The following is a 25,094-nucleotide window of genomic DNA, read 5'->3' on the forward strand; positions in this document are numbered from 1 at the left end:
AAGGCACCGAGAAGCACACTGACTCGTCCTGCTCTTTTGCCAGCCTTTTTCCCCCTGCGATGGGTGACTTTCCGACTGACGGTAATAGGTTCCATGTGGTCAGTGCTTGTGTGCAAATCATGCAGATTAAACCTCTCATCCCCGCTATCTAATCTAAACTCTTCATCAAGGCTGTAGATATAGCTCGTCATCTTCATCTGTTTCATTTCTCTCATCTCTTTAACTGGAGTAAGCTCAATCACATCAAATCTCCCGTTTATCTCACTCATCCTATCGTTGCCATTATAGCTGTACATCACATTCATACCGACATTCTCAATCACACGTATCAGTTCACACTCACACACGCTATTATGTCCACTTATCATTTGCTTTTCATTCATTTTATTCTTCTCGTTCATCATATTCTTTTCAATCATTTCACACGTTTGATCCATTTCAATATTGTTCTTCATCATTCCATTAACCTCCACTTTTCTGAATCCAGATCCCACTTCTTCCCCCTGAATCCTCACGGTTGGACATCCCGAGTGTCATTATAGGATATAGAAAAAGTGACGTCTATCGGACCGATGGCGCAGGCGAAAATCCACTCGAAACACAGCAAAAAGAGGCATGAGCCCATGGTCACGCCATAGTCATGCCTCTTCTTGTATCAACCTTCTGCCGCTTATCCCCACCGTTATAGTCGTAGGCAGGCAGACCCGCACAAAAGTTGCGTTGTATTTATTGACATTTATTCGGCCAGTTCCAGACCCTTGGTTTCCCGGCCCAGGAACAGCACAGCCGCAGCGCCAATGAGGATGGTCACGAAGAAAATCGTGAAAATTAGGCTGATTGCGACTTCACGCTGAACCAGCATACCAACCATTAATGGAGCAAGCACGCCCCCAATCCGGCCTACCGATGTAGCAAGACCCACACCTGTTGAACGAACGGAAGTGGGGTACAATTCCGGACTATACGCATACAGACCGCCCCAAGCCCCCAGATTGAAGAAGGAAAGACAGATACCTGCGGTCAGGATCGTCGCTTCTGTTGTTGCCAGTCCAAAAGCTATCGCACTTACTGCTGTCAATGTAAGATAAACGACAAGTACAAATTTGCGCCCAAACCGCTCAATAAAGTACGCCGCTGTGAAGTAACCTGGCAGCTGTGCGATCGTCATAATCAGCACGTACTGGAAGCTTTTGACCAGCGTAAAGCCTTTTGCCATAACAACCGACGGCAACCACAGGAACATACCATAATAAGAGAAAATGACGGTAAACCACAAGATCCAGAGCATCAACGTTGTACGGCGATGAGGTGCTGACCATACCGTCGCAACCTTTTCGCGGAACGTGATTTTCTTAATCTTGGTATTGTTCTTGTAACGAGGCGGGTCCTGAATAGCACGGCGCAGATAAAGCGCGTAGAACGCCGGAACGGCACCAATGGCAAAAGCAATTCTCCAGCCATATTCCGGGATAACAAAGTTGGCAATGAGTGCCGATACAATCCAGCCACCTGCCCAGAAGCTCTCCAGCAGTACAACTGCACGTCCACGTTCTGCCGTAGGCATGGACTCCGATACCAACGTAGATGCAACGGGCAGCTCTCCGCCGAGGCCGATACCTGCAATCAGACGCAGTACACACAATACAGCGAATCCGGTGGCCAAGGCTGATAGACCGCTCGCAATCGTAAAGATCAGTAGGGTCCACATCAAAATGGCCTTTCGGCCGAAACGGTCCGCAAGTGCCCCCGCAAGCAATGCACCGAGCGCCATACCGATGGAGTTGATACTCGTAAGCACCCCGACTTGTCCAGGGCTGAGACTCCATTCCTTGGCGAGTGCAGCCACGATGAAGGAAATCATGCCGACTTCCATTGCATCAAACAGCCAGCTCATGCCGGCACTGAACAGCAGCTTGCGCTGCTTGGGATTCCGCAATACTTCCAGTTTGCTCATGTCTTATAGCTCCCTTGATCTCTATGTAGTCATTCTGACACTAAACCATTATTATGCAGAATGATCCAGAAATCAATGTAAAATACGCATATCCGTTGATCTTCTTCCCATACCTTACCCCTTGAGTGAACCCGCTGTCAGACCTGCGACAAAATAACGCTGGAGCAGAATGAACAGCACGATCATCGGAATGGCTGTTACCAGCACACCCGTGAGCATCATCGGATAGTTAGTCACGTATTCCCCGCGGAACTGCATGAGTGCGAGTGGTAATGTCAGCTTGGACTTACTGCTCAGCATCAGCATCGGAATGAGCAGATCATTCCACACCATTACGAGCAGGAACGTAGCTGTAGCTGCCAGAGAAGGTGCAGCCAGCGGCAACGCAATTCGTGTGTAGAGCCTCCACTCGCTTGCTCCATCCATACTGCCCGCTTCCAGTATTTCGGCATTCAGCATACGCATGAAGCCTGTCAGCATAAATACGGAGACCGGCATTAACATCGCGGCTGATACTACAATGAGTCCTGTCAGACTGTCCGACCATCCGAGCGTACGTGTCAGGGAATAGATCGGCAGCATGCTCACTTGGGAAGGAACGATCAGACCTGCAACGAACAAAGCAAACACAATTTTACCCACGCTGCCACCCCAGCGAACAATGGCATAAGCAATCATGCTGCTGAGCAATAACTCAATCGCAACCGTACCCAGCGTTACGACCAGACTGTTCCCGAAATACTGCCACATCGGCTGGTTGCGGAACATGCCAGTTAGATTGTCCCATGTAAACGGGTCCGGCCAGCTAAATGGACTGATGAAGAAATTGCTGCTCGTTTTGAACGATGACACAAATACAAAGTACAACGGCACGATAATTAGCAGCGCGTACACCAATAAAATTAGGCGGTTGAACCACTTTAGAAACATGTGAACTCCCTTCTGCCTCTTGTGCAGGATAAATGCTCCAGCAACAATATCAATAGCTTACCCGGTCAGCACGCAGCGCTTTGAACTGCAATAACGTCAGCAAAGCGAGCAGAACCAGGAAAATCATCGAACCCGCAGAAGCGAGGCCAAATGAGTAGCTGCCAAAGGCGGTATGATAGATGTATGTCGTCAAAATTTCAGTAGCATAGTTCGGACCTCCGTCCGTCATGGTGAAAATAAGATCAAATGCCTTGAAGGATTGAATCGTGGTATAGGCCACGACAATCGTTGCCGAAGGTGCAAGCAGCGGCCAGGTCACGGTACGGAATACCTGCCATTTGCTGCCGCCATCCATACGTGCTGCTTCATACAGCTCCGCTGGAATGCCTTGCAGACCTGCGATAAACACGATCATCATCTGCCCGGCATGTGCCCAGACTTGTACCGCGGCAATCGAGTAGATTGCGATCTTCGGATCACCAATCCAGTTGTGGGCAATGCTTCCCATACCGGCCTCATTCAATCCATAGTTAATGAGCCCGATTGAAGGATCATACATAAATGCCCAGATCAGACCCACCGATACGGAGGACAGAATCGCAGGCAGAAAATACAGCGCCCGGAGCGCGATGCGTGTCTTTGTGTTGCGTACCAGGAGCAGCGCCAGAACAAGTGAAATAAAGGTTTGCGCAATAACAACCGTCAACATGAACTCAACGTTGTTGCCAAAGGCTTTGCGAAATACGATGCTGCTGAGACTGTCCTTGTAATTATCCAGCCCTACAAATGCATACGACGGGGATACCCCGTCCCAATCCGTAAAGGAGTAGAACAGCCCCGTCAATGTAGGAAATACGAACAGTGCAACGTACAGCAGCAACCCGGGTAACAAAAACAGGGATAGCTGAATACGATTTTTCATCGTTTATTTCCCAATATGCTGATCAATGATCGCCTGTGCCTGCTGCGCTGCCTCTTCAGGAGAAGTGCCGCTCAGTACAGCCTGAATAGAGTTGGTTACGGCCTTCTGATTATCTCCGTTCAGGATGGTGAACCGTGGCTGGAACACGGTCTTTTTGCTCGCCCAATCTCCGGCAACCTGGAGCTCAGGTGTATCGTACTTCACATCATTCACAGTTACATTCTGTCCCGTCTGGTTGGCATACTCGCCAGCCACTTCCGGACTGCTCAGGAATTCGATGAACTTCTTCGCTTCTTCCGGGTGTTTGGACTTGCTGTTCACCGCAAGCATAAATGTCGTGGTATGAACACCTTCATACTTCGCCTGATCTGCACTTACGGTAATGGGTGCAAGTAGCTTCTGCTCCAGATTCGGATTTTGCAGCTTGTTCTGTGCCAACTGATACGATCCGCTTGCCAGCATGGCTGCTTTCTCCTGGATAAAGAGTGCTCCCGCTGCCGGGTCTTTCGTTCCCAGTGCGTCCTGCTGGAAGTATCCTTTGTCGTTCAGTTCTTTGATCTGAGTTAATGTTTTCACCCAAAACTCATCTGTCAGTTTGGCTTCTCCGGCTTCCACTTTGGTAAAAATGTCGTCACTCGGTGCATTGTTCATCACCATGGTATTCATGAATTGGCCCGGACCAATGTCCGCTCCAGCAAATGCAATCGGAATAATGCCGTTGTCTTTCAGTGTCTGGCAAAGCGCCAGGAAGCCTTCCCAATCCGTCGGCGGGGTCAGTCCGTATTTTTCAAATAGCTTCACATTGTAGATTGGATCGTTGTATACGAGTTGATACGGAATTGCATATTGCTTGCCATCGTGCTGGCCTGCTTCAATCAGCTTTGGATTGTAGGCCGACAGAAACGACGATCCAGTCAGATCCGTAAACAATCCGGCTTTGGCGAAGGCTTCGAACTGTGCACCAGGGAAGGAAGCAAATACATCCCCTACCGAACCATCACTGATTTTGGATTGTACAGTGGATTGATATTGGTCCGAAGGAAGAGTCTGCATTTCCACATGGATGTTCGGATTTTCCTTTTCAAACGCATCAATCGTCTTGTTCAGTGCTTCCACATCCTCTCCACGCCAGTGCATGAAGCTGATTGTTACTTTGCCCGGACCAGAGGAGTCGTCCCCTCCTGATGCCGCGTTATCCTCTCCGCCGCAGGCAGACAGCAGGATGGACATCACCAGCATGCTGACAAGGGGCAGGATATATTTTTGTTTTTTTCTCATGAAAGAAGACCTCCTGAAGGATGATTAATGTGAGTTGCACGAATGTTTTTAAACTGGGCACTCCGAGTGCAGTACCATCTTCCGATCGCTGTTATCCCCGGATTTTTTGAATTATTCCTTTCAAATGGGAAAATCCGGTGATAAAGGCGAGATGATGCTTACGAAGTAGCTTTCTTTCAGAAAGCTTTTAGCTTCGCTTCTTCAGATCGGTTCTGCTCTCTCCGTTAAAGTGTAAAAAAAGGGGTACCTCACTTAATTGGTGGTAACTGAATGCTGTTTCTGTCTGGTGCTCCATTTTTCGCGAATGATGGGCATCACGGTCCGGCCGAAAATTTCGGCTTCTTCCAAATGAGGATATCCCGACAATATAAATGTGGTCACGCCCAGATCACCATATTCCATCAATCGTTCTGCAACCTGTTCCGCTGTACCGACAATGAGAATCGCTCCGCCGGAACGTACAACAGACAAACCTGTCCACAGGTTGGGACCTACGACGAACTGCTGCTTCTCGGATAATTCCCGCAGCTCATTCTGTCTGCGTTGGTTGGTCGCATCCGTCTCCGCAAAGATTGCCTTGGCTTTCTCGATTGCTTCAGGTGGTACTTTGCTAATAATCTCCCAAGCCGCCGCCCATGCTTCTTCTTCCGTATCCCGAATGAGTACCTGTGCCCGCATGCCGTAACGCAACTGGCGATCTTGTCCCGTTTCCTCTTTGATCTGTTCGCGAATGACTTCAATTTCTTCGATCTGCTCCTGAATCCAGTCATGCGGCTCTCCCCACATGAGGAATGTATCTGCGTGTTCAACAGCTACCCGTTTTGCAATCGGTGAACTGCCACCCAAGTAGAACGGCGGATACGGATTTTGCACCGTTTCAGGCATACCTACCGGACCTTTGAAATTGTAATACTTACCGTTAAACTCCGAATTGTCTTCGGATGCTTCCTGATTCGACTGAGCACCGCTTCCGGCAAACTCGGTCAGATTAAGCCCGGTCGATTGGGTCCATGAGCGTTTCATCACTTCCATGTACTCGCTCGCCCGTTCATAACGTTCATCATGGGCATGAGCCAGTGGATCTCCCAGTTCCTCCAAATCCCGAACCGAACTGCCTGTCACCACATTGATCATGGCACGACCGCCAGACAGTTGATCTAGTGCAGCTCCCATACGTGCCGCCAATACAGGAGTGACCAGACCTGGACGAATGGCTACAAGTGGACGCAGTGTTTTCGTGTGACTCATGACAGCCGAACCCACAACCCACGCATCCAGACAGGCTCCCCCTGTCGGAATCAATACAAATTCAAAACCTGCCGTCTCCGCTGTCTGCGCCACTTGAATCAAATAATCCAGGCTCGGTTCCCGCTCCGGGGCAACCCCTACATATTTTCCGTCTCCTGCTGTAGGCAAAAACCAACCAAACTTCATCTCTTCCTGTTCGCTCACGCAAATCATTCCCTTCTGGTCATAAATTGATCTAATGAATAGTTCCACTCAAGCACTTCGGTTACAGAAAACCTTTCGATCACTCTTGTCCCCAGATTTCTTTTAATTCCCTTTTCAAGGGAAAATCCGGTGACAAAGGCGCACGCTTCGCTTCTTCAGGTCTTTTCTGTCCCCTACGTTGCCGTGTAATTCTTAAAGTTGAATTTATAAGTATGAACACTTCCAAATGCCGATTAATTAACTTGGTTTAATAGGTATGGACATCATAACAATTGATCTGTCTGTGATCAATGTCATTTCGCGGCCATTTTATTTTGTCATTTTGTGGTGAATTCACAGGAATAGGTCTTCTCGATCTTGAATATTAACAAAACCCACCTGTATAATAGGTTATAAGAAAACTTTCAGAGATTACACACTATACTTATATTAAAGAGGTGTTCCTGATGATCGAGAGCATGAAGGAGGACCACCACGAGTTTTTGGATATTATTTTTTTTACTCCGTCTGAATTCGAGAAAGCCGGTGGAGCATGGCCGATTCGAATTGGCCGTAATATAGCCAAGAGCAATTATCATATTGGCCCTCGAACTACGCCTTTTCATTATTTGATTTTTGTTCTGGAGGGCGAGGGAACTTTCATCCAGAACGGACATTGTTATTCCCTGCGTGCCCGTGATGCTTTCTGCCTGTATCCACAGGTTACCCATGAGTACTGGTCTGACCCGAAGGAATCTTTGCACAAAATTTTCATTGCCTTTGATGGAAAACATGCAGCTGAACTTTTGGCACGAATCGGGCTTACCCCGGACGCGCCGCATCGTTCAGGTGTACTCACGCCGGAGACGGCAAGTGGCATGCGTGCTTTTATGGAAGAGGTTCGCAAACCTCAGGGAGGCGCAAGCGACCTGGGACGACTTACCCGTTTTCTCGGATTGTTTGACCGGATTGCCAAATCGCCCGCTACCCGAGTGCTTCAACCAGACTCTGCCACACCATGGCTGCAAAAGGGCAAGGAGTATATGGATATTCACTTTGCTGGCGGCATTACTGTGGAAGGTGTATCTTCACACGCAGGCGTGGATCGGACCCATTTTGCCAAACAATTCCGCAAAGCCTACGGCCTGTCTCCTGTCCAGTATATTCAACGTCTCAAAATGAATCAGGCCAAACGGCTGCTCGTTCAGACCCCATTAACGTTAACTGAAGTAGCGCATTCCGTGGGTTACCCCGACCTGTTCTCCTTCTCCAAAGCGTTCAAAAAGCAGGTGGGTCTGCCACCCAACCGATATCGAACGGCCGAGAACAATAAAAGCTGATTTATCGCCAAGCTGCACGCTATGAATAGCAAAAAAGGCAAGTCTCCTTGACCGGAGACTTGCCTTTTCCTGCTTACAACTTACAACGATCTTTCTATAAACTACATACATCCGCTACTTCTTCTCCTCGCTCTTTCGAGCCAGCGGAATTCCGTTTTCCTTTGCATACCATGCTTCATAATGATGCACCGCCACACCTGCAAAAGAGGAATGAGAAGCGCCGAGATCAAACACCTTCTTCATTTCTTCGTCCATGTTAGTAATGGATTTGCTGAAAAAGGTTAGATGATCGCCCTCAAGCGTATCGGCCAGTTCGGCTCCAACCCATACCTTCTTGCCAAGCTCATCCGCTTCGTCCAGCTCTTCCTTGGACAGATCATACATCTGCTGACCACTATCCCGATAGGCCATAATGGCTACCGCATCAAAGTGATCAATCACCCAGCGGCTGAGTGTTCCTCCGCCTTCTGCCGACTCGCGTGCATCCAGCCAGAAAGGGATCGCGGCGCTCATGTAGAGTCCGGCATCATCACCAGCTTTGGTCCACGCCTTCATGTTGTCGCTCCACTCCGCAATAACGCTATTCTGCTCGTTCTCCCAGCGTTTTAGCTGATAAGGCTCAACATCCAGCTGAATTCCCTCAAAGCGTTCATTTTTGGCCGAAGCTGTATTATATGCTCGTACTTTTTCAATAAACGCAAGTCCCTCTTCCCGCTTCTCCGTATAGGCCCAGTCTGCATGACCGTTAAGGGCATGTACTTCGATCTCAGCCTGCCGCGCAGCCGCGATGAATTTGCGGTATGTCGTATCGGGTACCTCATCCTGAATTTGCAGGAAAATGGTATCCACGCCCTGTGCTTTGGAGAAGGAAATAATCTCAGGCGTCTGCTCTGCAATAATGGAAGCGTCCCACAGCCAGGTCGCTTTGTGTTCCTCATGTGAAAACCATTTGAGTAGCCAGGGCAGAAGAAGCAGGCAGAACAGCAGGGCCAAGATGGCCCATTTTGCCTTCACCGACAGTTTGCCCCACTTGTTCGTTATATTCCTCAGACGAGCAACGCTTCACTTGGCTCAAGCACAGGGTGCTGTACCGAATGACCAATCTTGTAAATATGCGGATGTTTATACGTTTTGAACGCATTACGTGTATCCAGAATCGGCACACCCATCTCGGCAATATCAAAGTAAGGCAAATCGCTGTGGTTGGTGATCAGCACGATGCAGTCGTACTTCTTGAACTGTTCCAAGTTGAACACTTCGCTATATACCGTCTCGCCATGCTTGTCCAGGAATGATTCAGCATGTGGATCATAATAGCTGACATTGGCTCCACCTTCCTTGAACTGTTCATAGATTTCCAGTCCTGGAGATTCACGTAAATCGGCAATATTTGGCTTGTACGACATACCAAGCAACAGAATGTTGGATTTACGTACCGATTTCGCGTACTCGTTCAGGATGGTCGATGTTTTGTTCAGTACATAATATGGCATATTGTCATTGGTGGATTGCGCCAGCTCAATGAACTTGCTGTAGAAACGGAATCCTTTAGCCTTCCAGGACAGGTACATCGGATCAAGCGGGATGCAGTGACCACCGATGCCAGGGCCCGGATAGAAAGGCATGAAGCCAAACGGCTTCGTCGCAGCTGCGTCGATAACTTCCCAGATATCGATGCCCATACGGTCACACATCATTGCCATTTCATTAACAAAGGCAATGTTTACGCTGCGGAACGTATTTTCCAGCAGTTTGGACATTTCAGCCACTTTTGGCGAAGATACAGGTACAACTGTTTCAACGTATTTGCTATACAACGCTGTTCCCAGTTTGAGGCAAGCTTCAGTTGTTCCCCCGATTACTTTTGGTGTATTAAAAGTAGTGAATCGTCCGTTGGACGGGTCCACACGTTCAGGCGAGAAGCACAGGAAGTAGTCTTTGCCTGCTTCATGTCCGATCTTGTCCAACTCATCCTGGATCAGTTCTTCGGTTGTACCCGGATAAGTGGTGCTCTCCAGCGTAATCAGCATGCCTGGTTTCATGTGCAGTTTAATCTGATCCACAACCGTCTCGATATAAGACGTATCCGGGTCCTGATTTTCACTGAGCGGTGTAGGTACGCAGATGCTCAACGCGTCGATCACGCGCAGCATACTGTAATCCGTTGTAGGCTGGAAGCGGCCGCTTTGCATCACTTTTTTCAATTCCTCGGACGAAATATCGTGAATATAGGAATCTCCCTGATAAATGCTCTCCACTTTGGATGCATCCAGATCAATCCCGATTACCGTGAAACCCTGATTGACCATTTCCACCGCAAGTGGTAATCCTACGTAACCGAGCCCGACCACGCCGAGCACCGCTTCTTTATTTTCAATAGCATTCAGTAATGTGTGGAATTGTTGATTCTCCATGATATTCCCTCCAACAGTGTATTTGTTTGGTTGATTGACGAATCCATTTGATAGATGTTTGTCTGTAAATGTACTTGTTTGGCTGATAAAAATTAATGAAGTCTATCTGTTTCTCTTGGCTTTGCTATGTGGTTGTGTTTAATGCAGACAACGCCTGATTCGGGCATCCAGCTCCACAGGTGAGAACGGTTTGGTCATATAATCATCGACCCCGCTGCGGAAGCATTGGCTGATTGTCTGTTCCACACGCTGTTCCGTCAATACGACGATTTTGGGCGGTTGTGCCACATCCAGGTTCTGGATATGTTGAATGAACGGCAGGCCATCAATGCCATACAGATTCAATTCGGTCAGCACCAGGTCAGGTGTAATTTTCTCAATCAGTTCCAGTGCAGCCAGTCCATCCACCGCTTCATAGGTTTCGTACCCCTGCATCTTCAGACGCAATTGCAGAAACTCGCGTACCGTCGGATCGTTATCCACAATCAAAATTCGTTCCGGCTCGTCTGCCGTCTGGTCCAGCGTGTAGATATGAATTTCCGACGGGTCTACCAGCTTGGCGGACTCAGCCATATGTTGAATGGTTGCCTTTGAAGGACGCTCACCTGCCGGGAAACTTGCCAGCGTGATTTGTGGATCGGCACCAGGTACCGTCTCCTGCAATTCATGCTTGATGCGAAGCCCCTCATAATGAACCTCATCCAGTGTCAACCCTGGCAGCAGGACAGCAATTGCCTGTGTGGCTCCATCCTCCCAGACCTGGAAGGCAGACTCGCTGGTCTGCTCCAGATGTGTCCTGACCTGCTGCTCCGGCTGAGACTGCCCTGCACAATGGATGAACATTAAGCCGCATGTTTCGGCACCCGTTTCTTTCAATCCCTGTTCTACACTGCGGTACACATTAACGGCAGCCTCACGCTGCAATGTCGCCGTATTTGGCATGTTCTTTTCCACCCTTCTCCCTCGGTTATCTATATTGTTTCTGCTGTATTACTTTGATTACGCTGTGCTTAGGCCGCCTCGCTTGTCTTCTCTTCCTCGGACCAGCTCTGGCGTGTCATGGTACCCCATGAGTTGTTGTTTTGCATGAACTGGATATGCCCCTGCAATCTCCACAGCACGCCGAGCTGATGATAGCCGACGAATTTCAGAGCGGAGTAGAACAGCATTTTGACCAGATCGGACAGCTTGTTATACCGCTTAAATGCAATTTCCTCGAGCACAAGGGCTCCCACACTGAGCAGATAACCACTCACAATGTTGAGCGATCCAAAGAGCACAAGTATCGGCCACTGGGTCATATCCATCAGTACATATCCCGTGAGAGCGAGAAGTCCGGTAATTCGGAAATACGGGTTCAGCGCTTCAAAAAGGATGTTGTACGGCATGGTCAGCATGCCCATGACTTTATATTTCGGGTTGAACAACATGCCGCGGTTCTCGAGCATGTTCTTCAGATTTCCACGTCCCCAGCGCTTGCGCTGACTGGACAAGATCCGGTAGGAATCCGGCGCCTGTGTCCAGCACACAGCTTCAGGACAGAAGGCTACACGGTATTTCAATTTATTTTCCAGCATATAACGGTGAAGCTTGATAATAATGTTCATGTCTTCACCTGGATAACCGTCCCGGTATCCCCCAACCGCAATAACCGCATCCTTGCGGAACATGCCGAAGGCACCCGAAACGATGATCAGACCATTCATATGACTCCAACCGATCCGTCCGCCGAGAAAGGCTTTAAGATACTCGATGGACTGGAACATAGGCCAAATCTTGCGAGGCAGTGAAACGTCCTGCACTGCCCCATTCTCGATTTTGCAGCCGTTGGCTATCCGTACATCCCCACCAATAGCAACCGTCTCTTCCGGATTCTCCATATACATGCGAGCCATACGAATCAGGGCATCTTTCTCCAGCAAAGAGTCGGCATCAATGGAAGAAATCAACGGATAATGAGACAGGTTGATTCCGGCATTAAGGGAATCGGCCTTCCCACCGTTTTCCTTGTCAATGACATACAGGTCGGGGAATTCCGGATTGTGGTAGATCCCGCGAATTTTCTGACAGGAAATCTTGCCACGAATCTTCGTGTTGGGTACCAGCTTCAGACGATATTCTTTCAGCAACACCTTTAAGGTGGTATCGCTCGAACCATCATTCACCACGATGACTTCATACGTTGGATAATTCAACGTCATCAGGCAGTTCACATTTTCAATAATCGTCAGTTCCTCGTTATATGCGGGCACCAGCAAGGAAACCGATGGTACCAACTCCGAGCCTGACAACGTATTGTATTTGGAATAATGCGATCGCCTGAAGATCGTCCAAATGTTACGGAATGATAAGGCCAAAATGGAAAAGTAAAGCGTATTTACGGCGACGACATAATAGATTGCGACCATGCCGTAGATTAATAGTAGATCTCTAAGCAGTGTAATCCCCTCCTACCGCAGCCACACCTGTACGTTTCTTGCTTGTTGTCCGGTTCCCACGTACGGGACCGAAGTACCGATCATACAGCAGCCTTTTTTTGTTATGTGCAATCATCTGGTCAACGGCTTTGTGGTCTGTTCCTGAGTGCTGCATCGTACTCTCAATCTGCTGCATTGCAATTTCCCGTTCAGCACCTGTGCCCTCCACAGCGGCCTGACACAAGGCCTCAAATCCCGGTTCACCCAGCTTGCCCAGGCTCTCCGCACTGTTATAGCGTACTCCCCAATCTTCATCACGCAGCGCTTTGCGCAGCAGTGGAATGCTGCCTGCCGCATGTTTCGAACCGAGCGCCTGCACCACTTCGGCACGCACCTCCGGGTCCGAATCCTGCATGAGCTTCAGAATGGTCTCGTCCTTAAGTGCCGGACTTGCGCTAAGATACAGCTTCACCGCTTCTGCCCGTACACCCTGGTGTTCTGCGCCAACGAGTCTGTCGAGTGCAGGCATCACTTCTGGCACAGCCTGTCCCCACATCGCAACCAATCCCACTTTGACAAAGTCAGGATTGCGATCTTCCAGCAATTCAATCAGAATTCTGCTTGTATCCAGACTGGTTTCGAGCAAAATATCTGCTGCCAGATGATGAATCGATTTTCCTTTGGTTAACAGCAGCGCGAGCATGTCTTTCAGTTCACCCTGACGGGTGGTGCATCTTGCGATCGAACGACCAATCATGATCGCCATCGGGCCAGGCTTCTCATCCTTAAGCAATTCCATCAAGCCTGGAACGGCCTCTGGACAACGCATGCCGCCTAATCGATAAGCCGCATCAATCTGGCGTCCGTAACGAATACGACTCAGTTCCTTCAGATCATGCTCTACAAATCCGGCTTCACGGCAGAGTACAATCAATTTGTTGCGATACTCCCCCTTGAACTGATCAATCCATTCAATAAGCTTGCTCTGGATAACCCGACGCTCAAGTGGGGCCAGCTTCCCAGGTGGCAATCTCAGGGGACTGTCCTCGGTCAGTGCCGTCTGCAGATACGTAAAGTAATCACGCTGCTTTAACTTATAAAACTCAATCTTGCGCCGTTTGCCGTTGTGGGACATTTTCATGGCAAACAGCAGGATTACACCCACAGCGACGAGCGCCGTACAGATGTATAGAAATAGATAAGCCAAAGCCAAATTCGGAAACATGTGAAAAGGTCCTCCTTTATACTCATTTATTCGGTCTGAAAACTTGGAATTTGTTCATACCGTTTCTTCATTTCCTCGTAGCTCAGTTTCAGTCGTTCACTGTACTGTACCTGCTCCCAGGGCTGCCAGCTGTACATAGGCAATGTCTTCACATCCAGTGTCTTCTGTTCACCACCAGGCCAAGAGATATTTCCAGTAGAACGATCCATTAGCCAAGGAACCAGGGTGACACCCTTGACTGCGACAGTTTCGAATTCCCGTCCACCTTTCAGCGCTCCATACTTGATCGCCTGCAGTGAACTTGGGTCACCAAATCCAAGCAGCATCCATGGAATACGCATCTCAACCTGATTACCGTTATATTGCCAGGCAGTTAACGAATCGGTCTCAGACTGACCTGGAGCTGTCGTTCCCCGCTTCAATGTACCGACCTTCTCATTCATGAACGGTTGGGCGGACCGGGTATCCGGTGGGGTCATCCGCAGGCTGACAGCCAGATTCCATGGATGGAATGGATCTGCCGCATTCTCTTGCTCCTCGGGCAGCATCCCGTAACCTTCCTTGCCATAGAGGCGCTGGTTAAAGTCATAGTCTTTGGCGATCTCCACTTGTGATTCATCATCCTGCCCCAGTGTAATCACCGTTTCGAGCCCATCACTGAGCGTTCGATTTGGAAGTCTCGTGCCCGGCTGATTACCACCATCCAGCGTATCCGTGCCGATGCGCAGCAAGGTCTGGTCCGGGTCAAAAGGTTGATCCAACGTCATGCCAATGTACAGGTAGGCTTCATCATGGGTCATCTTCATTTCCTTGATGCCATCCACCTTGCCTTGCCAGACGGTGACCTCTTCCTTCTTCAGCGCATTCCAGTCATCCAGTTTCCCGTCGATGGTTAGCTGTTCCTGCTTACCGGGGTCCATGGCGAGCAGACCGAACATCTTCTCATTTGTCAGCACATTCAGCCAATAGGACCGCCGATCAGCTGGAATTTCCAACGGCATCGTGTTCCAGGTTTTCTTGAACCACTCATCCTGCCACATGAACAAAATCGCTCCCGCATACCCTTCATCATAAATATCCTGGGTCAGCGATGCGTCGATCTCGCCCTGCTCGGCCTCGTTATGTCCGCCCTGATCCCGACCTCCCATACCCAAATGGGAGATCCCAAGCGAAGACGGTACACCATACTCTGTAATCATTACAGGCATATCGGAAAACTCGGCTTTGAGCTTGCGCAGATAACTTTTGTACGTGTTGTACTCGCCGTTCTCATCCTTGATCGTCTGGAGTGTCTGGTCCGTATGGAACAAGTCCGGGTAATAAGGATACACATGGTACGCTGCAAAATATCCGCCCTGCCACCCTTCCGGTTGAATATGACGCGCATCCACACTGACCAAATCCTCTTCGAACAGCGGCTCGCCCGGATGATCCAACACATCGGTTGTTACCCAGTTGGTGAAGGTCATTGGATGCTCCCACCCGTATTTCTTCTCCAACACGGCGGTATAGTCCAGCAGCTCTGCCAGCCAATTCTCGAACGGTGATGCATCCTGCGTCCCGGAAAAATGAACGCCTTTGTACTGCGGCACATCGGGATGGCTCTCATTCGTGTTGTTCACCATCGAAGGGTCCCACTCGGTACCCACATGCCATGCCATCAGGTACTTCCCGGCATTCGTCTTGTATTTGCCGCTTGACTCTCCCGGTTTATCGGGAATGTCCGCATCCCCATATACAGCCGATACCGCCTTTTCAATCTCCTGCTTGAACGTCTGCTCAATATGGTCAGCATAGGCATCCTGCTTCTCGATCAACTCTTCTTCCGGCGACCATATGCCCTGTATAAAATATAACGGTTGCTCCCGGCCACGGTTATACTCAACCAATGTGGTGTAAAAAATCGGCTCATGTACCGTGTACACCCGGATGACATTGGCCCCCAGATCCTCAATCTGCTGGAACCACTTCAAGTAATCCTCTTCGGTCAACGGAAATTCACCCGGGTAATGTCCTGGTGATGTGGCGCCCAGGTTCACACCTTTCACGAACATCTCCCGCCATGTGCCATCAGGTCCATATTCCATGAACCGGTCTCCATCGGTCTTGAATTTCATCTCCGTGCCATTATCCGCTGTGTACGTAACGAGTTGGGGTTGCATATAATGCCAGCCGGCAAATATTCCGCCCGTCACTACGGCCGCTCCTGTCAGCATCGTTAGCAACCAGCGTCTTCGTCTTCGTCTGCTCATGGCTCTTGATTGCTCACCTCTCTAGTATGCATCCTGCTTCACCTGCGGATCTTAAACAACATGAAGGTCTGCGGGAAATCCCGCATCGGATGTCCGCTTTGGGTAGAGATGTCAGCGGTGTAGTTCTCACTATAGCTCTAAGCCTCTGCATTTGTAACTAGGCTGATGGAAGCAAACATGAACTGCAACATTCTGCCCATAATTCGTAAAATGCGCCATCAACTAGCATCCAGGAGTCCTTCTTGCTCTTATGTTCGATGGACACGAATATATGCTACTTTAACCGTCCGTTTGAGGTTCTTCCAGCCTGCACATCTCTACCCGTTATTGTTATATGCAACGCGGATTGCGAGATCTGTTTCCGCTTGAACGCTTACCCCATTAAACGCTAATGATATTTTAAAGTTGCGGACATTTTTACAGTATTAACCATAAAGATTACAAAATTGATACTATAGTCCGATAACGTATCCTTGAAAACCCGCGCCCTATCAAGGTTTTCTGAAAAGTGCAGAAAATGAAAAAAGGACATCAGTCCCCCCCTATAGGACTGTGCCCATTTATATAACTTTTACATAAAGCCGAATGAACACTCGGTCATCACCCGGAAGTCACGGATTCCTTACATGAAATGTAAAAAAATACATCTTATTTCCTAAATTTTGACTCTATTAGGTCCGTTCAATAATTGTGTCCAAATTGCAAAATAATTCCGGTTGCCGCATCTGACATTGTCGGATATGCTTATAAAACAGGAACACTTGTTCCATACTGTAAATAAACTGTAAAATAACGTTGGCTGAATGAACCCCATCGCTGTACAGAAGCAGCCGAATCATGAATAAAAGGAGAGAAGTACTATGCCCCGCAAAGACGGACGTGTCATTATGCTGGCCGATTGCCAGTCATTTTATGCCAGTGTGGAGAAGTCTGCACACCCCGAATACAGAGACCGTCCGCTTGTTGTTGCGGGAGATCCTGCACGCCGTTCAGGCATTATTCTGGCAGCCTGCCCACTCGCCAAGTCCTATGGAATTACTACAGCAGAACGGCTGGGTGAGGCTCTTGCCAAATGCCCCGATGTTGTCGTCATTCGTCCCCGGATGGCCGAATATATTCGTGTTTCCCTACACATTACCCGTATCCTTCAGTCCTATACCGATCTGGTTGAACCGTATAGCATTGACGAACAGTTTCTGGATGTCACCGGAAGTTTGGACCTGTTCGGCAGTCCTGAAACGATTGCCCGTAGCATTCAGGACAGGGTCATGGAAGAGACTGGCGTCTATATCCGCGTCGGCATCAGCGACACCAAGGTTGTCAGCAAGATGGCCTGTGATCTGTATGCCAAAAAAGTCCCAGGAGGCATCTATACACTGCCCCGCAAGGACATGCAGAAAACGTTGTGGAAAGAGCCTGTTCGAGACATGTTTATGGTCGGTTCCCGGATGGGGCAGCATCTCTATAAGATGGGGATTCATACGATCGGTGATCTAGCCCAGACTCCATTGTCCCGGCTGAGAGAGCGTTGGGGTGTAAATGGTGAGGTACTGTGGCGTATTGCCCGCGGGATCGATGATTCCCCGGTAAAACCCGGGACATATGCTCACCAGCAGCAGGGCATTGGACATCAGATGACATTGCCTCGGGACTATGAATCGTGGGCAGACATCAAGGTGGTGCTGCTCGAACTGGCGGAGCTGGTCAGCCGGCGTTCCCGGGACAAATCGCTCATGGGTAATGTCGTCTCTGTAGGATGTCGGGGGCAGGATTACGATCGTCCAACCGGCTTCTCCCGCCAGATGAAGGTGAATGAACCTACCAACATCACTGATGAAGTATACGATGCGGCAGCAGCTCTGTTTCTGCGCCATTGGGACGGATTACCCATTCGCCGCATCAGCGTGTCATTGACCGGACTCGTACCCGATTCCGAAGTACAGCTGTCCTGGTTCGATGACCGTGAACGCAAAAGAGAACTGGAACGTGCCACGGATGACATCAAGCGCAAGTTCGGAGAAACCGCGATCATGCGGGCCTCCTCGCTCTGCTCGTCCGCGCAGGCACAGGACCGTTCTCATAAAATTGGGGGTCACTATAAATGAGTAAAAAATTGCAGCAAAACGGGATTTTTGAGTCGTCGCGCATGATGCTTCCCGAACACCGGGAAGCCTATATCATTCATCAGGAGCAGCTCGCTCCCCGTACCCGTCCATCCCTGGATGCCCAGGCAGCAGAAGAAATGTCCCGTTTGCTCAGTAACTCGATGGTGCTTGGGGATGCAGTCACCATCACCCTGTTCCATGAACATGACGATATCCGCTTTACCGGACAGGTGCTTCGACTAGACTCCCCTGCCCGTACCCTTAAGCTGCTGATGGAGAGTGGGACCCGGGACATTCAGATGAATCTCATTACGGATGTGGTACTGGCGAATGAATGATGCGAGCCAAAGACCCAGCCGTCAGACAATCTTACTTTCCCGGGCATTTGACTCGTCAATATGAACCATATCTTACGGAGCAGCTTATTTTCCGATTCATCGTATTTTGTCCCCGAGGCGAATGGACGTGATAGAAAAGGTGCATCCCGAATTCACCCCAGCGTTGCGGGTATACCGGAATAGATGAAGCATGGCCTTTGCTATGCAGGACCGTTTTCCTACAGTTCTGAACCAGACTGAAGCAGCCGACAAGCCACATTCATACCGGACCAATTCGTTCCAAAGAAGCAAAAGGACGAATTGGTGATTCATCGGCTACTCAGGAGGGTAAGGGGATGACTTCGTTAGAACAAACTCCAGTCAAATTCCTTGGAAAGACGCTCAAGCAGATGTACGCCTGCAATGCTGTTTCCTTTCCGATTCAGAGCCGGACCTACAAGACCGATGCCAAACTGGCCTGGAACCAGGGTCAGAATTCCACCCGATACTCCACTCTTGGCAGGCAGCCCGACCTGAATCGCAAATTCGCCTGATGCATTATACATACCGCAGGTAGTCATGAACGTTTTGGCGATCTGTACATAACGACGAGGAATAAGCTCATTCCCAGTGATGGGATCTGTCCCGTCATAAGCAAGCACCAGTGCCATACGGGCCAGGTCCGCACAAGTCACCTCTATGGAGCAATGACGGAAATAGACGGCAAGCACATCTTCGACGTCATCCTTGAGCACACCATTGTGCTTCAGAAAATAACCAAGCGAGCGGTTCAGATGGCCTGTTTCCGATTCAGACCGATATACCGCCTCGTTATGGTCCAGCCGATCATTATTCGCCAGCTTGCGGAAAAATTCCAAAATGCGCCGTGACTTCTCCTCTTTACAATCTCCGGCAATCAGGGACGATACCGTAATTGCGCCCGCATTGATCAATGGATTAAACGGAATGCCCGGTTCGACCAGTTCGAGCTTGATCATGGAGTCATAATCATCCCCGGTAGGTTCTTTTCCTACATTAAAAAAGACCGCTTCCTCCCCATGATCCATCAGGGCCAGAATGAGTGTAAATACCTTGGAGATACTTTGCATCGTAAACGGGACACCACAATCTCCGGCTGACACCTGATTGCCTTCGGCGTTCATGATATGTATACCCAGTTCGTCCTGTGAGGCCTTGAACAACTCGGGAATATAAGAAGCGACTTTCCCCTGTCCAGTGTGCAGACGGCTGGTCTCCAGCCATTCCGGTAACAACTGGTTCAGACGCTCCATTGCAGCATTGCTCATCTCCATCTCCTCCAAATCTCTGTATGAGCATTTCGCACGCATCCGAACGATAAGTTCCAATCGAAGTGATGCAAAATGCCCGGTATAGTATGTATTACCCGCGAGCCTGATCCCTTATCGCTTCACCTGAAGATTCAGCTCCAGAATCTCACCGGGTAACCCATGATAGTCCCCAACCCATGTGGATACAAAGTTCTGTCTGAGCAATATTCGACGGGATGCCGCATTGGACGGATCGATAACCGCATAGAGTACAGCAATTCCCGCAGCCTGTGCCTGAATAATCAGCCGAGCTGCGATGGAAGTTCCGTGTCCTCTCCCCCAATGCTCCGGCAGAATCATGTAACCCACTTCCGCTCGGGACGGATCGGATTCATCCGGGATCAGTTTGGCGTAGGCCATTCCTACCCCATCTTCACCAGATATCCGATAATAGCCACAATTGTTGCCGAGATTATAATTCATCATGGATTCAAATTCCGCTGTAGCTTCATGCTCAGGCAGAGCACGTTCGGTAATCTGCTGCATGACTTCAATATTAGACACAAGAGCATAATAATCAGCAAAATCAGATGGTGCATATTTCAAGAAATTCATGACGAACATACCTCCTCCAAATGGCTAACAAGGACTTGCTCTTTTTAATTCACCTAGAGTATACCAGAAGCCAAGTATGCATTGCACACAACCGCTTCATGTACAGAAGTCTCATTCTTCTCCGATCGAGCTGGTACCAAAAAAGCGGCCTCCGTAGGAGACCGCCCAGCTTGCTTTTTATAAAATAGAACTTCGTCCCGACTACGATCAGCTTGCCCGGGATGAAGGGTTAAGATTCATCTGCTGTTCACGTTGACGTGTACGACGTCCTTGACCCGGAGGCGTAATAATCAACGCAAGCAAGAGCGAGATGGCACACAGTACAGCGATCACAATAAAGGTAAGATGGAATCCGCCCAGCAGGGCGCTGATAAACGATCCAGCTAAGGCACCAAATCCAAATCCCTGATAGATGACGCCGTAGTTTTTGCTCTGATTTTTCAGTCCAAAGTAATCTGCTACAATCGCCGGGAAGACCGTGATATTGCCACCGAAACAGAATGCGATAGCGGCTACACAGGCGAAGAAGATGCCAAAGCTCAGCGGTACCAGGCTCAGCGTCATTACGGCAACAGCCGTAACCAGCAGTGCTCCGGCAATAACTTTCATCCGTCCTACTTTATCCGACAGCGCCCCCAGAATGATACGTCCAGCGGTGTTAAAGATGGCAACCATCGCCACCGCATTGGCAGCCGTAGCCACGTTAAGTCCTGCCAGCTGCACACCGATGTCTTTCACAATACCAATCAGATACAATCCACTCATACATGCCGTGAAGAAAATAACGAACAGCATATACGCTTCTTTCGTACGCAGCATTTCTTTGACCGTATAATCATGACGTGTTTCTTGTTGCTTCGCACCTTCAATGCTGCTTGCTGGAGCTTGTTCACGAACAACCGCTTCACGGATCAGGAACGAGCCGCCCACAATCAATACCAACACAATAATGCCCCAGTACATAAAGGCTTGAGCAGGACCAACGGCACCGATTAATGCCGAGTTCACGTATTTGAACAACAGACTGCCTGTACCAAAGGCCCCAACCGAAATACCTGAGATCAGACCTTTTCGCTCAGGGAACCACTTGATCAGGTTGGACAGGGAAGTAATGTACGCCGTACCATCCGCGAATCCAACCACAAATCCGGCCAGGATGTAGAGCAGTGTCAACGAACTCACTTGAGAACTGAGCACGAGTCCCAGACCAAGCACAACTCCGGCTACCCGAATCAGGCGACGAAGTCCCCATCGTTCTTGCAGTCGGCCTGCAAATAGTGTGGCAAATGCCAAAGCAAAGCTGGTAATCGAAAAAGTTATCGCGACCGAGCTGACGTCCCATCCGAAACGATCAGACAACGGTTGATTAAATAAACTCCAGGTGTAGATGGTTCCGAGACCCATTTGTACAATGATGGTTCCCAGTACAATAAGCCAGCGGTTCATTTTCATAGTTGTAGATGCTGAATTAGGTGCGGATGAAATAGCTGCTTTCATCGTGATCTCCCCTTTGCCGATGTCATATATATGAATGCGTTCACAAGCTAATCATACATGAAAGGGGATTCATTACACCGATTTGAGCATGAGTTGCATCAGATACGGAATGAAATGCCTCTAGATGCGCATGAGCTGCCTGAATTCTTTGACTTTACCCCGGCTAACGGGTACTTCAGCCTCCAGATCACGCAAACGAAGCAGGTACGTATTGTTAAACCAGGGCACTATTTCACGGATTTGCGACAGATTTACGACGTACGAACGGTGGCAGCGAAAGAACGTGTCCTGCGGCAGACGGCTGTGAAAATCCGATATGCTCACTGGCATGGTGAACTCACCATTTTTGGTATATACCTTCGTCACTTTCTCTTGCGCTTCCGCATAGTAGATATCTGCCGTATCCGTAACAATAATATTGTCATTGCGCAGCAGATTGATGCGTCGTCCCGTCTGGGCATTGGATTCCCGCGCCTGCATATTTGATGCAGACCATTCATCGTTTGCTTGAGCCGTATTGTGAACCTGTCCATCATCGCTGCCATGTTCACGTTTCTCCTGCTCATGATCCCGTCTGAATGCCGTTTCGAGTTTATTCAGCATCGTGGCAATTCGTTTCTCATCATAGGGCTTCAGAATATAGTCAAACGCCTCCAGCTCAAACGCTTCAGCGGCATGTTCCTTGTACGCCGTTGTGAATACGATATATGGCTTGCTCGCAAACTTCCCAATATGATGTGCCAGCATCATGCCATCCAGCGAAGGGATATTTATATCCAGAAAAATAACATCGACTTCCTGCTCCTGCAGAAACTTCAGCACATCCAGTCCATCTTCCAGACATTCTACCACTTCAATTTGGCTATGTTCCTGTATCAAGTAATTCAGTTCCTCACTTGCCGGAATTTCATCTTCAACAATAAGAGCTCTCATTAACCGTTCATCACCTTTGTCACTACATCTCCTTTGGGTACATCAAATAAAATATCGGTTCCTTGCTCCAGCCGTGTAATCGTTAACCCTTGTCCATAAATGAGCTTCACCCGACGATGCACGTTGTACAACCCGATCTGGTTGGCAGGCATCCGGTCATGGTATACACGCTCAATAATGTCGGCTCCAATGCCTGCTCCTGTGTCACTGACCCCAATTCGCACAAAGTCAGGATAGTCCTGTACCCGAATCCGTACCGTCCCGGGTCCTTTCACCTTGAGAATACCGTGGATAATGGCATTTTCCACAAGCGGCTGGATGACCAGACTTGGAATATGCACAGCCACCTCATCAATATCATAGATGACGTTAAGCCTGCTACCGAAGCGCGCCTTCTCGATTTCCACATAATTACGGACCTGCTCCAACTCCTTGTGAATATCAATAAGCTCATCCGACAGCTCCAGGTTATAGCGCATATATCCAGACAGATTCACAATCAGCTCACGCGCCCGATCCGGCTTGGTACGAATGGATGAAGCAATGGCGTTTAGCGCGTTGAATAGAAAATGAGGATGAATCGTGGTCTGCAATGCACGCAGCTCCGCCTTATTGGCCGCAGCCTTGATCTCCTCCACACGAGATACTTCCATCTGAGTTGAAATAATCTGGGACAGGCCCACAGCCATCGTTTGCAACGGATACGTAATCTTGTACGCTTTTCGGTAATAGATTTTCAAGGCACCCGTCACTTCGCCTAGCTCTTTGAGCGGAATGATGAGCAGGGAGTGGATATCTGGCGTTTTTTCGTCAATTACATCATTGCTGATCGTAATCTCTCCGCTAGAGATCGTCTTCTTCGTCATCTCACTAATAATTTCATTACCGATGTGATATCGTTCCTCACCAAATCCCACATAAGCCAGTACATTTCGGGTATCCGTAATCGCAACCGCATCAGCCTGAATATCCTCCTGAATAATCCGGCAGATCTTCCGCAAGGAATCCTCATCAATGGAACGGAAGTATGGCAAGGTCTTGTTGGCAATCTCCAGCGCCAGCTTCGCCTGACGAGCTGCAATCATTTCCTTTTCCCCTTCCACACTCTGCACCAGCAGTACGATTAGCCCAATATTCACCTCACCTAATATCATCGGCAGCGCAATCTTCGAGACAATGTCGGCCCCCAGTGGATCGGGATAGGAATACAGCAGGATAAGCAGCATCGTAAGCGCCTCACAGATCATTCCGGCCGCAATACCGATCATCCAGCGCTTCGACTTAGGCGTATACTTATGTATATACCCGGAGACCAGACCTGCAAGGATACTCGTGATCAGGCACGGGATCGCCGTGACCCCATCCATATCAATCAAGTACCGATGCACCCCGGACACAATCCCGGTAATGATCCCCACAGGCGCTCCAAACAGAATACCACCAGACATGATCGCAATAATGCGCACATTCACCAGCGATCCTTCTACATTAATACCGGTATAGGTACCAAAGATGGCAAATGCACAGAATAACAACGTAACCGCAATGTACTCCTGCCATCTCAATTTTCCCTTTTGCAAAATCTGTCTAAACCGCGGTATCCTCGACAGAAAGAATAAAAATATAATCAGCAGTGCCGCCCGTTCAAACAAACCCAGCAGCATCGTAAACATCTCCGTCAACTTACTTCCTCCACATCCGTCAAAAATAAACGCCCATTATCGCAGCAGCGCTTCTCTCACCTTGAAATCCATGTATTGCTCGTATGCAACAGTTTACCGCTCCATCAGGAGGAAAGCAAAGTCAATCCTGTGAAAATGAGATGCACAAGGATGCAGCGAATAGCTGTGCTCACTGTTGATCTACATAAAACTCCACTTCCAGAAATCCACTGTGTTATAATTATTTGGAACATTATGCTAATTGGTTCAACGTAATTTATTTAAGAAAGGTGTATTTAAATGTTTGTAATGCTACTGATAGGATCACTCCTGCTTTTTAGTGGTTTGTGGTACATCATTTACTTTATCTCGAAACGTACCAAAAACCCCAAGCGCTCGTCTGCTCATGTGCTGAGAGTGATTTTAAGTATTTCGATCCTCGTACTAGTTGTTGAAAACTACATATACGAAACAGTACCGTCTAATACCATTTTAATTTTAGTATTTATTGCAT

19 protein-coding genes are annotated in these 25,094 nt (G+C 48.9%); 3 read left to right on the plus strand and 16 right to left on the minus strand.

Features of this window, described 5'->3' with window-relative positions:
* Nucleotides 1–736: 736 nt before the first annotated feature.
* The 5 genes from ACDJ58_RS19565 to ACDJ58_RS19585 form a co-directional block, all read right to left on the minus strand.
* On the minus strand, nucleotides 737–1,954 hold the full coding sequence (locus tag ACDJ58_RS19565; RefSeq protein ID WP_063565627.1) for an MFS transporter: 1,218 nt from the start codon (nucleotides 1,952–1,954) through the stop codon (nucleotides 737–739).
* 114 nt (nucleotides 1,955–2,068) lie between these two features.
* On the minus strand, nucleotides 2,069–2,884 hold the full coding sequence (locus ACDJ58_RS19570; protein WP_109998601.1) for a carbohydrate ABC transporter permease: 816 nt from the start codon (nucleotides 2,882–2,884) through the stop codon (nucleotides 2,069–2,071).
* A 49-nt stretch (nucleotides 2,885–2,933) separates the two neighbouring features.
* Nucleotides 2,934–3,806, minus strand: coding sequence for a carbohydrate ABC transporter permease (locus tag ACDJ58_RS19575; protein ID WP_175480658.1), 873 nt, complete (start codon nucleotides 3,804–3,806; stop codon nucleotides 2,934–2,936).
* Nucleotides 3,807–3,809: 3 nt separating this feature from the next.
* Nucleotides 3,810–5,084 carry an ABC transporter substrate-binding protein gene (locus ACDJ58_RS19580; protein ID WP_413372494.1) on the minus strand — a complete coding sequence of 425 codons (1,275 nt, stop codon included), beginning with the start codon at nucleotides 5,082–5,084 and terminating at the stop codon, nucleotides 3,810–3,812.
* A gap of 252 nt (nucleotides 5,085–5,336) precedes the next feature.
* Nucleotides 5,337–6,518: an LLM class flavin-dependent oxidoreductase gene (locus ACDJ58_RS19585; protein ID WP_413379744.1), complete on the minus strand. Its 1,182-nt coding sequence runs from the start codon at nucleotides 6,516–6,518 to the stop codon at nucleotides 5,337–5,339.
* Nucleotides 6,519–6,982: 464 nt separating this feature from the next.
* Here ACDJ58_RS19585 and ACDJ58_RS19590 point away from each other — a divergent pair, with 464 nt between their 5' ends.
* Nucleotides 6,983–7,855, plus strand: a complete 873-nt coding sequence (locus ACDJ58_RS19590) for an AraC family transcriptional regulator (RefSeq protein ID WP_413372495.1) — start codon at nucleotides 6,983–6,985, stop codon at nucleotides 7,853–7,855.
* 114 nt (nucleotides 7,856–7,969) lie between these two features.
* Here the strand turns inward: ACDJ58_RS19590 and ACDJ58_RS19595 are convergent, their stop codons facing one another.
* The 6 genes from ACDJ58_RS19595 to ACDJ58_RS19620 form a co-directional block, all read right to left on the minus strand.
* A complete protein-coding gene (locus tag ACDJ58_RS19595; protein ID WP_413372497.1) occupies nucleotides 7,970–8,869 on the minus strand; it encodes a hypothetical protein in 900 nt (299 codons plus the stop codon).
* A gap of 32 nt (nucleotides 8,870–8,901) precedes the next feature.
* Nucleotides 8,902–10,269 carry a nucleotide sugar dehydrogenase gene (locus ACDJ58_RS19600; protein WP_413372498.1) on the minus strand — a complete coding sequence of 456 codons (1,368 nt, stop codon included), beginning with the start codon at nucleotides 10,267–10,269 and terminating at the stop codon, nucleotides 8,902–8,904.
* A 138-nt stretch (nucleotides 10,270–10,407) separates the two neighbouring features.
* On the minus strand, nucleotides 10,408–11,211 hold the full coding sequence (locus tag ACDJ58_RS19605) for a response regulator (RefSeq protein WP_413372500.1): 804 nt from the start codon (nucleotides 11,209–11,211) through the stop codon (nucleotides 10,408–10,410).
* Between the two features lie 68 nt (nucleotides 11,212–11,279).
* On the minus strand, nucleotides 11,280–12,677 hold the full coding sequence (locus tag ACDJ58_RS19610) for a glycosyltransferase family 2 protein (RefSeq protein ID WP_413372502.1): 1,398 nt from the start codon (nucleotides 12,675–12,677) through the stop codon (nucleotides 11,280–11,282).
* 22 nt (nucleotides 12,678–12,699) lie between these two features.
* Complete coding sequence (locus ACDJ58_RS19615; protein ID WP_413372503.1) at nucleotides 12,700–13,911, minus strand: HEAT repeat domain-containing protein; 1,212 nt, start codon at nucleotides 13,909–13,911, stop codon at nucleotides 12,700–12,702.
* A 26-nt stretch (nucleotides 13,912–13,937) separates the two neighbouring features.
* Nucleotides 13,938–16,163, minus strand: coding sequence for a hypothetical protein (locus ACDJ58_RS19620; protein ID WP_413372505.1), 2,226 nt, complete (start codon nucleotides 16,161–16,163; stop codon nucleotides 13,938–13,940).
* A gap of 860 nt (nucleotides 16,164–17,023) precedes the next feature.
* Here ACDJ58_RS19620 and ACDJ58_RS19625 point away from each other — a divergent pair.
* Both ACDJ58_RS19625 and ACDJ58_RS19630 read left to right on the plus strand, forming a co-directional pair.
* On the plus strand, nucleotides 17,024–18,268 hold the full coding sequence (locus ACDJ58_RS19625; RefSeq protein ID WP_413372507.1) for a DNA polymerase IV: 1,245 nt from the start codon (nucleotides 17,024–17,026) through the stop codon (nucleotides 18,266–18,268).
* Nucleotides 18,265–18,606, plus strand: a complete 342-nt coding sequence (locus tag ACDJ58_RS19630; protein ID WP_024631096.1) for a YolD-like family protein — start codon at nucleotides 18,265–18,267, stop codon at nucleotides 18,604–18,606. The genes ACDJ58_RS19625 and ACDJ58_RS19630 overlap by 4 nt, the downstream gene beginning before the upstream one ends.
* 344 nt (nucleotides 18,607–18,950) lie before the next feature.
* On the opposite strand, the gene glsA is transcribed toward ACDJ58_RS19630, so the two are convergent.
* From glsA to ACDJ58_RS19655, 5 genes are all read right to left on the minus strand, one after another.
* A complete protein-coding gene (gene glsA / locus ACDJ58_RS19635) occupies nucleotides 18,951–19,892 on the minus strand; it encodes a glutaminase A (RefSeq protein WP_413372510.1) in 942 nt (313 codons plus the stop codon).
* 114 nt (nucleotides 19,893–20,006) lie between these two features.
* Complete coding sequence (locus tag ACDJ58_RS19640; RefSeq protein WP_413372512.1) at nucleotides 20,007–20,489, minus strand: GNAT family N-acetyltransferase; 483 nt, start codon at nucleotides 20,487–20,489, stop codon at nucleotides 20,007–20,009.
* A gap of 207 nt (nucleotides 20,490–20,696) precedes the next feature.
* Nucleotides 20,697–21,986 (minus strand): OFA family MFS transporter, encoded by a 1,290-nt coding sequence (locus ACDJ58_RS19645; protein ID WP_413372514.1) that lies wholly within the window; start codon nucleotides 21,984–21,986, stop codon nucleotides 20,697–20,699.
* A gap of 120 nt (nucleotides 21,987–22,106) precedes the next feature.
* The gene (locus ACDJ58_RS19650) at nucleotides 22,107–22,919 is read right to left on the minus strand and encodes a LytR/AlgR family response regulator transcription factor (RefSeq protein WP_413372516.1); all 813 of its coding nucleotides are present in this window, start codon (nucleotides 22,917–22,919) and stop codon (nucleotides 22,107–22,109) included.
* A complete protein-coding gene (locus tag ACDJ58_RS19655; protein WP_413379746.1) occupies nucleotides 22,919–24,583 on the minus strand; it encodes a LytS/YhcK type 5TM receptor domain-containing protein in 1,665 nt (554 codons plus the stop codon). The genes ACDJ58_RS19650 and ACDJ58_RS19655 overlap by 1 nt, the downstream gene beginning before the upstream one ends.
* Nucleotides 24,584–25,094 lie beyond the last annotated feature (511 nt).

The organism is Paenibacillus taichungensis (assembly GCF_047302525.1).
Classification (GTDB): Bacteria; Bacillota; Bacilli; order Paenibacillales; family Paenibacillaceae; genus Paenibacillus; species Paenibacillus taichungensis_B.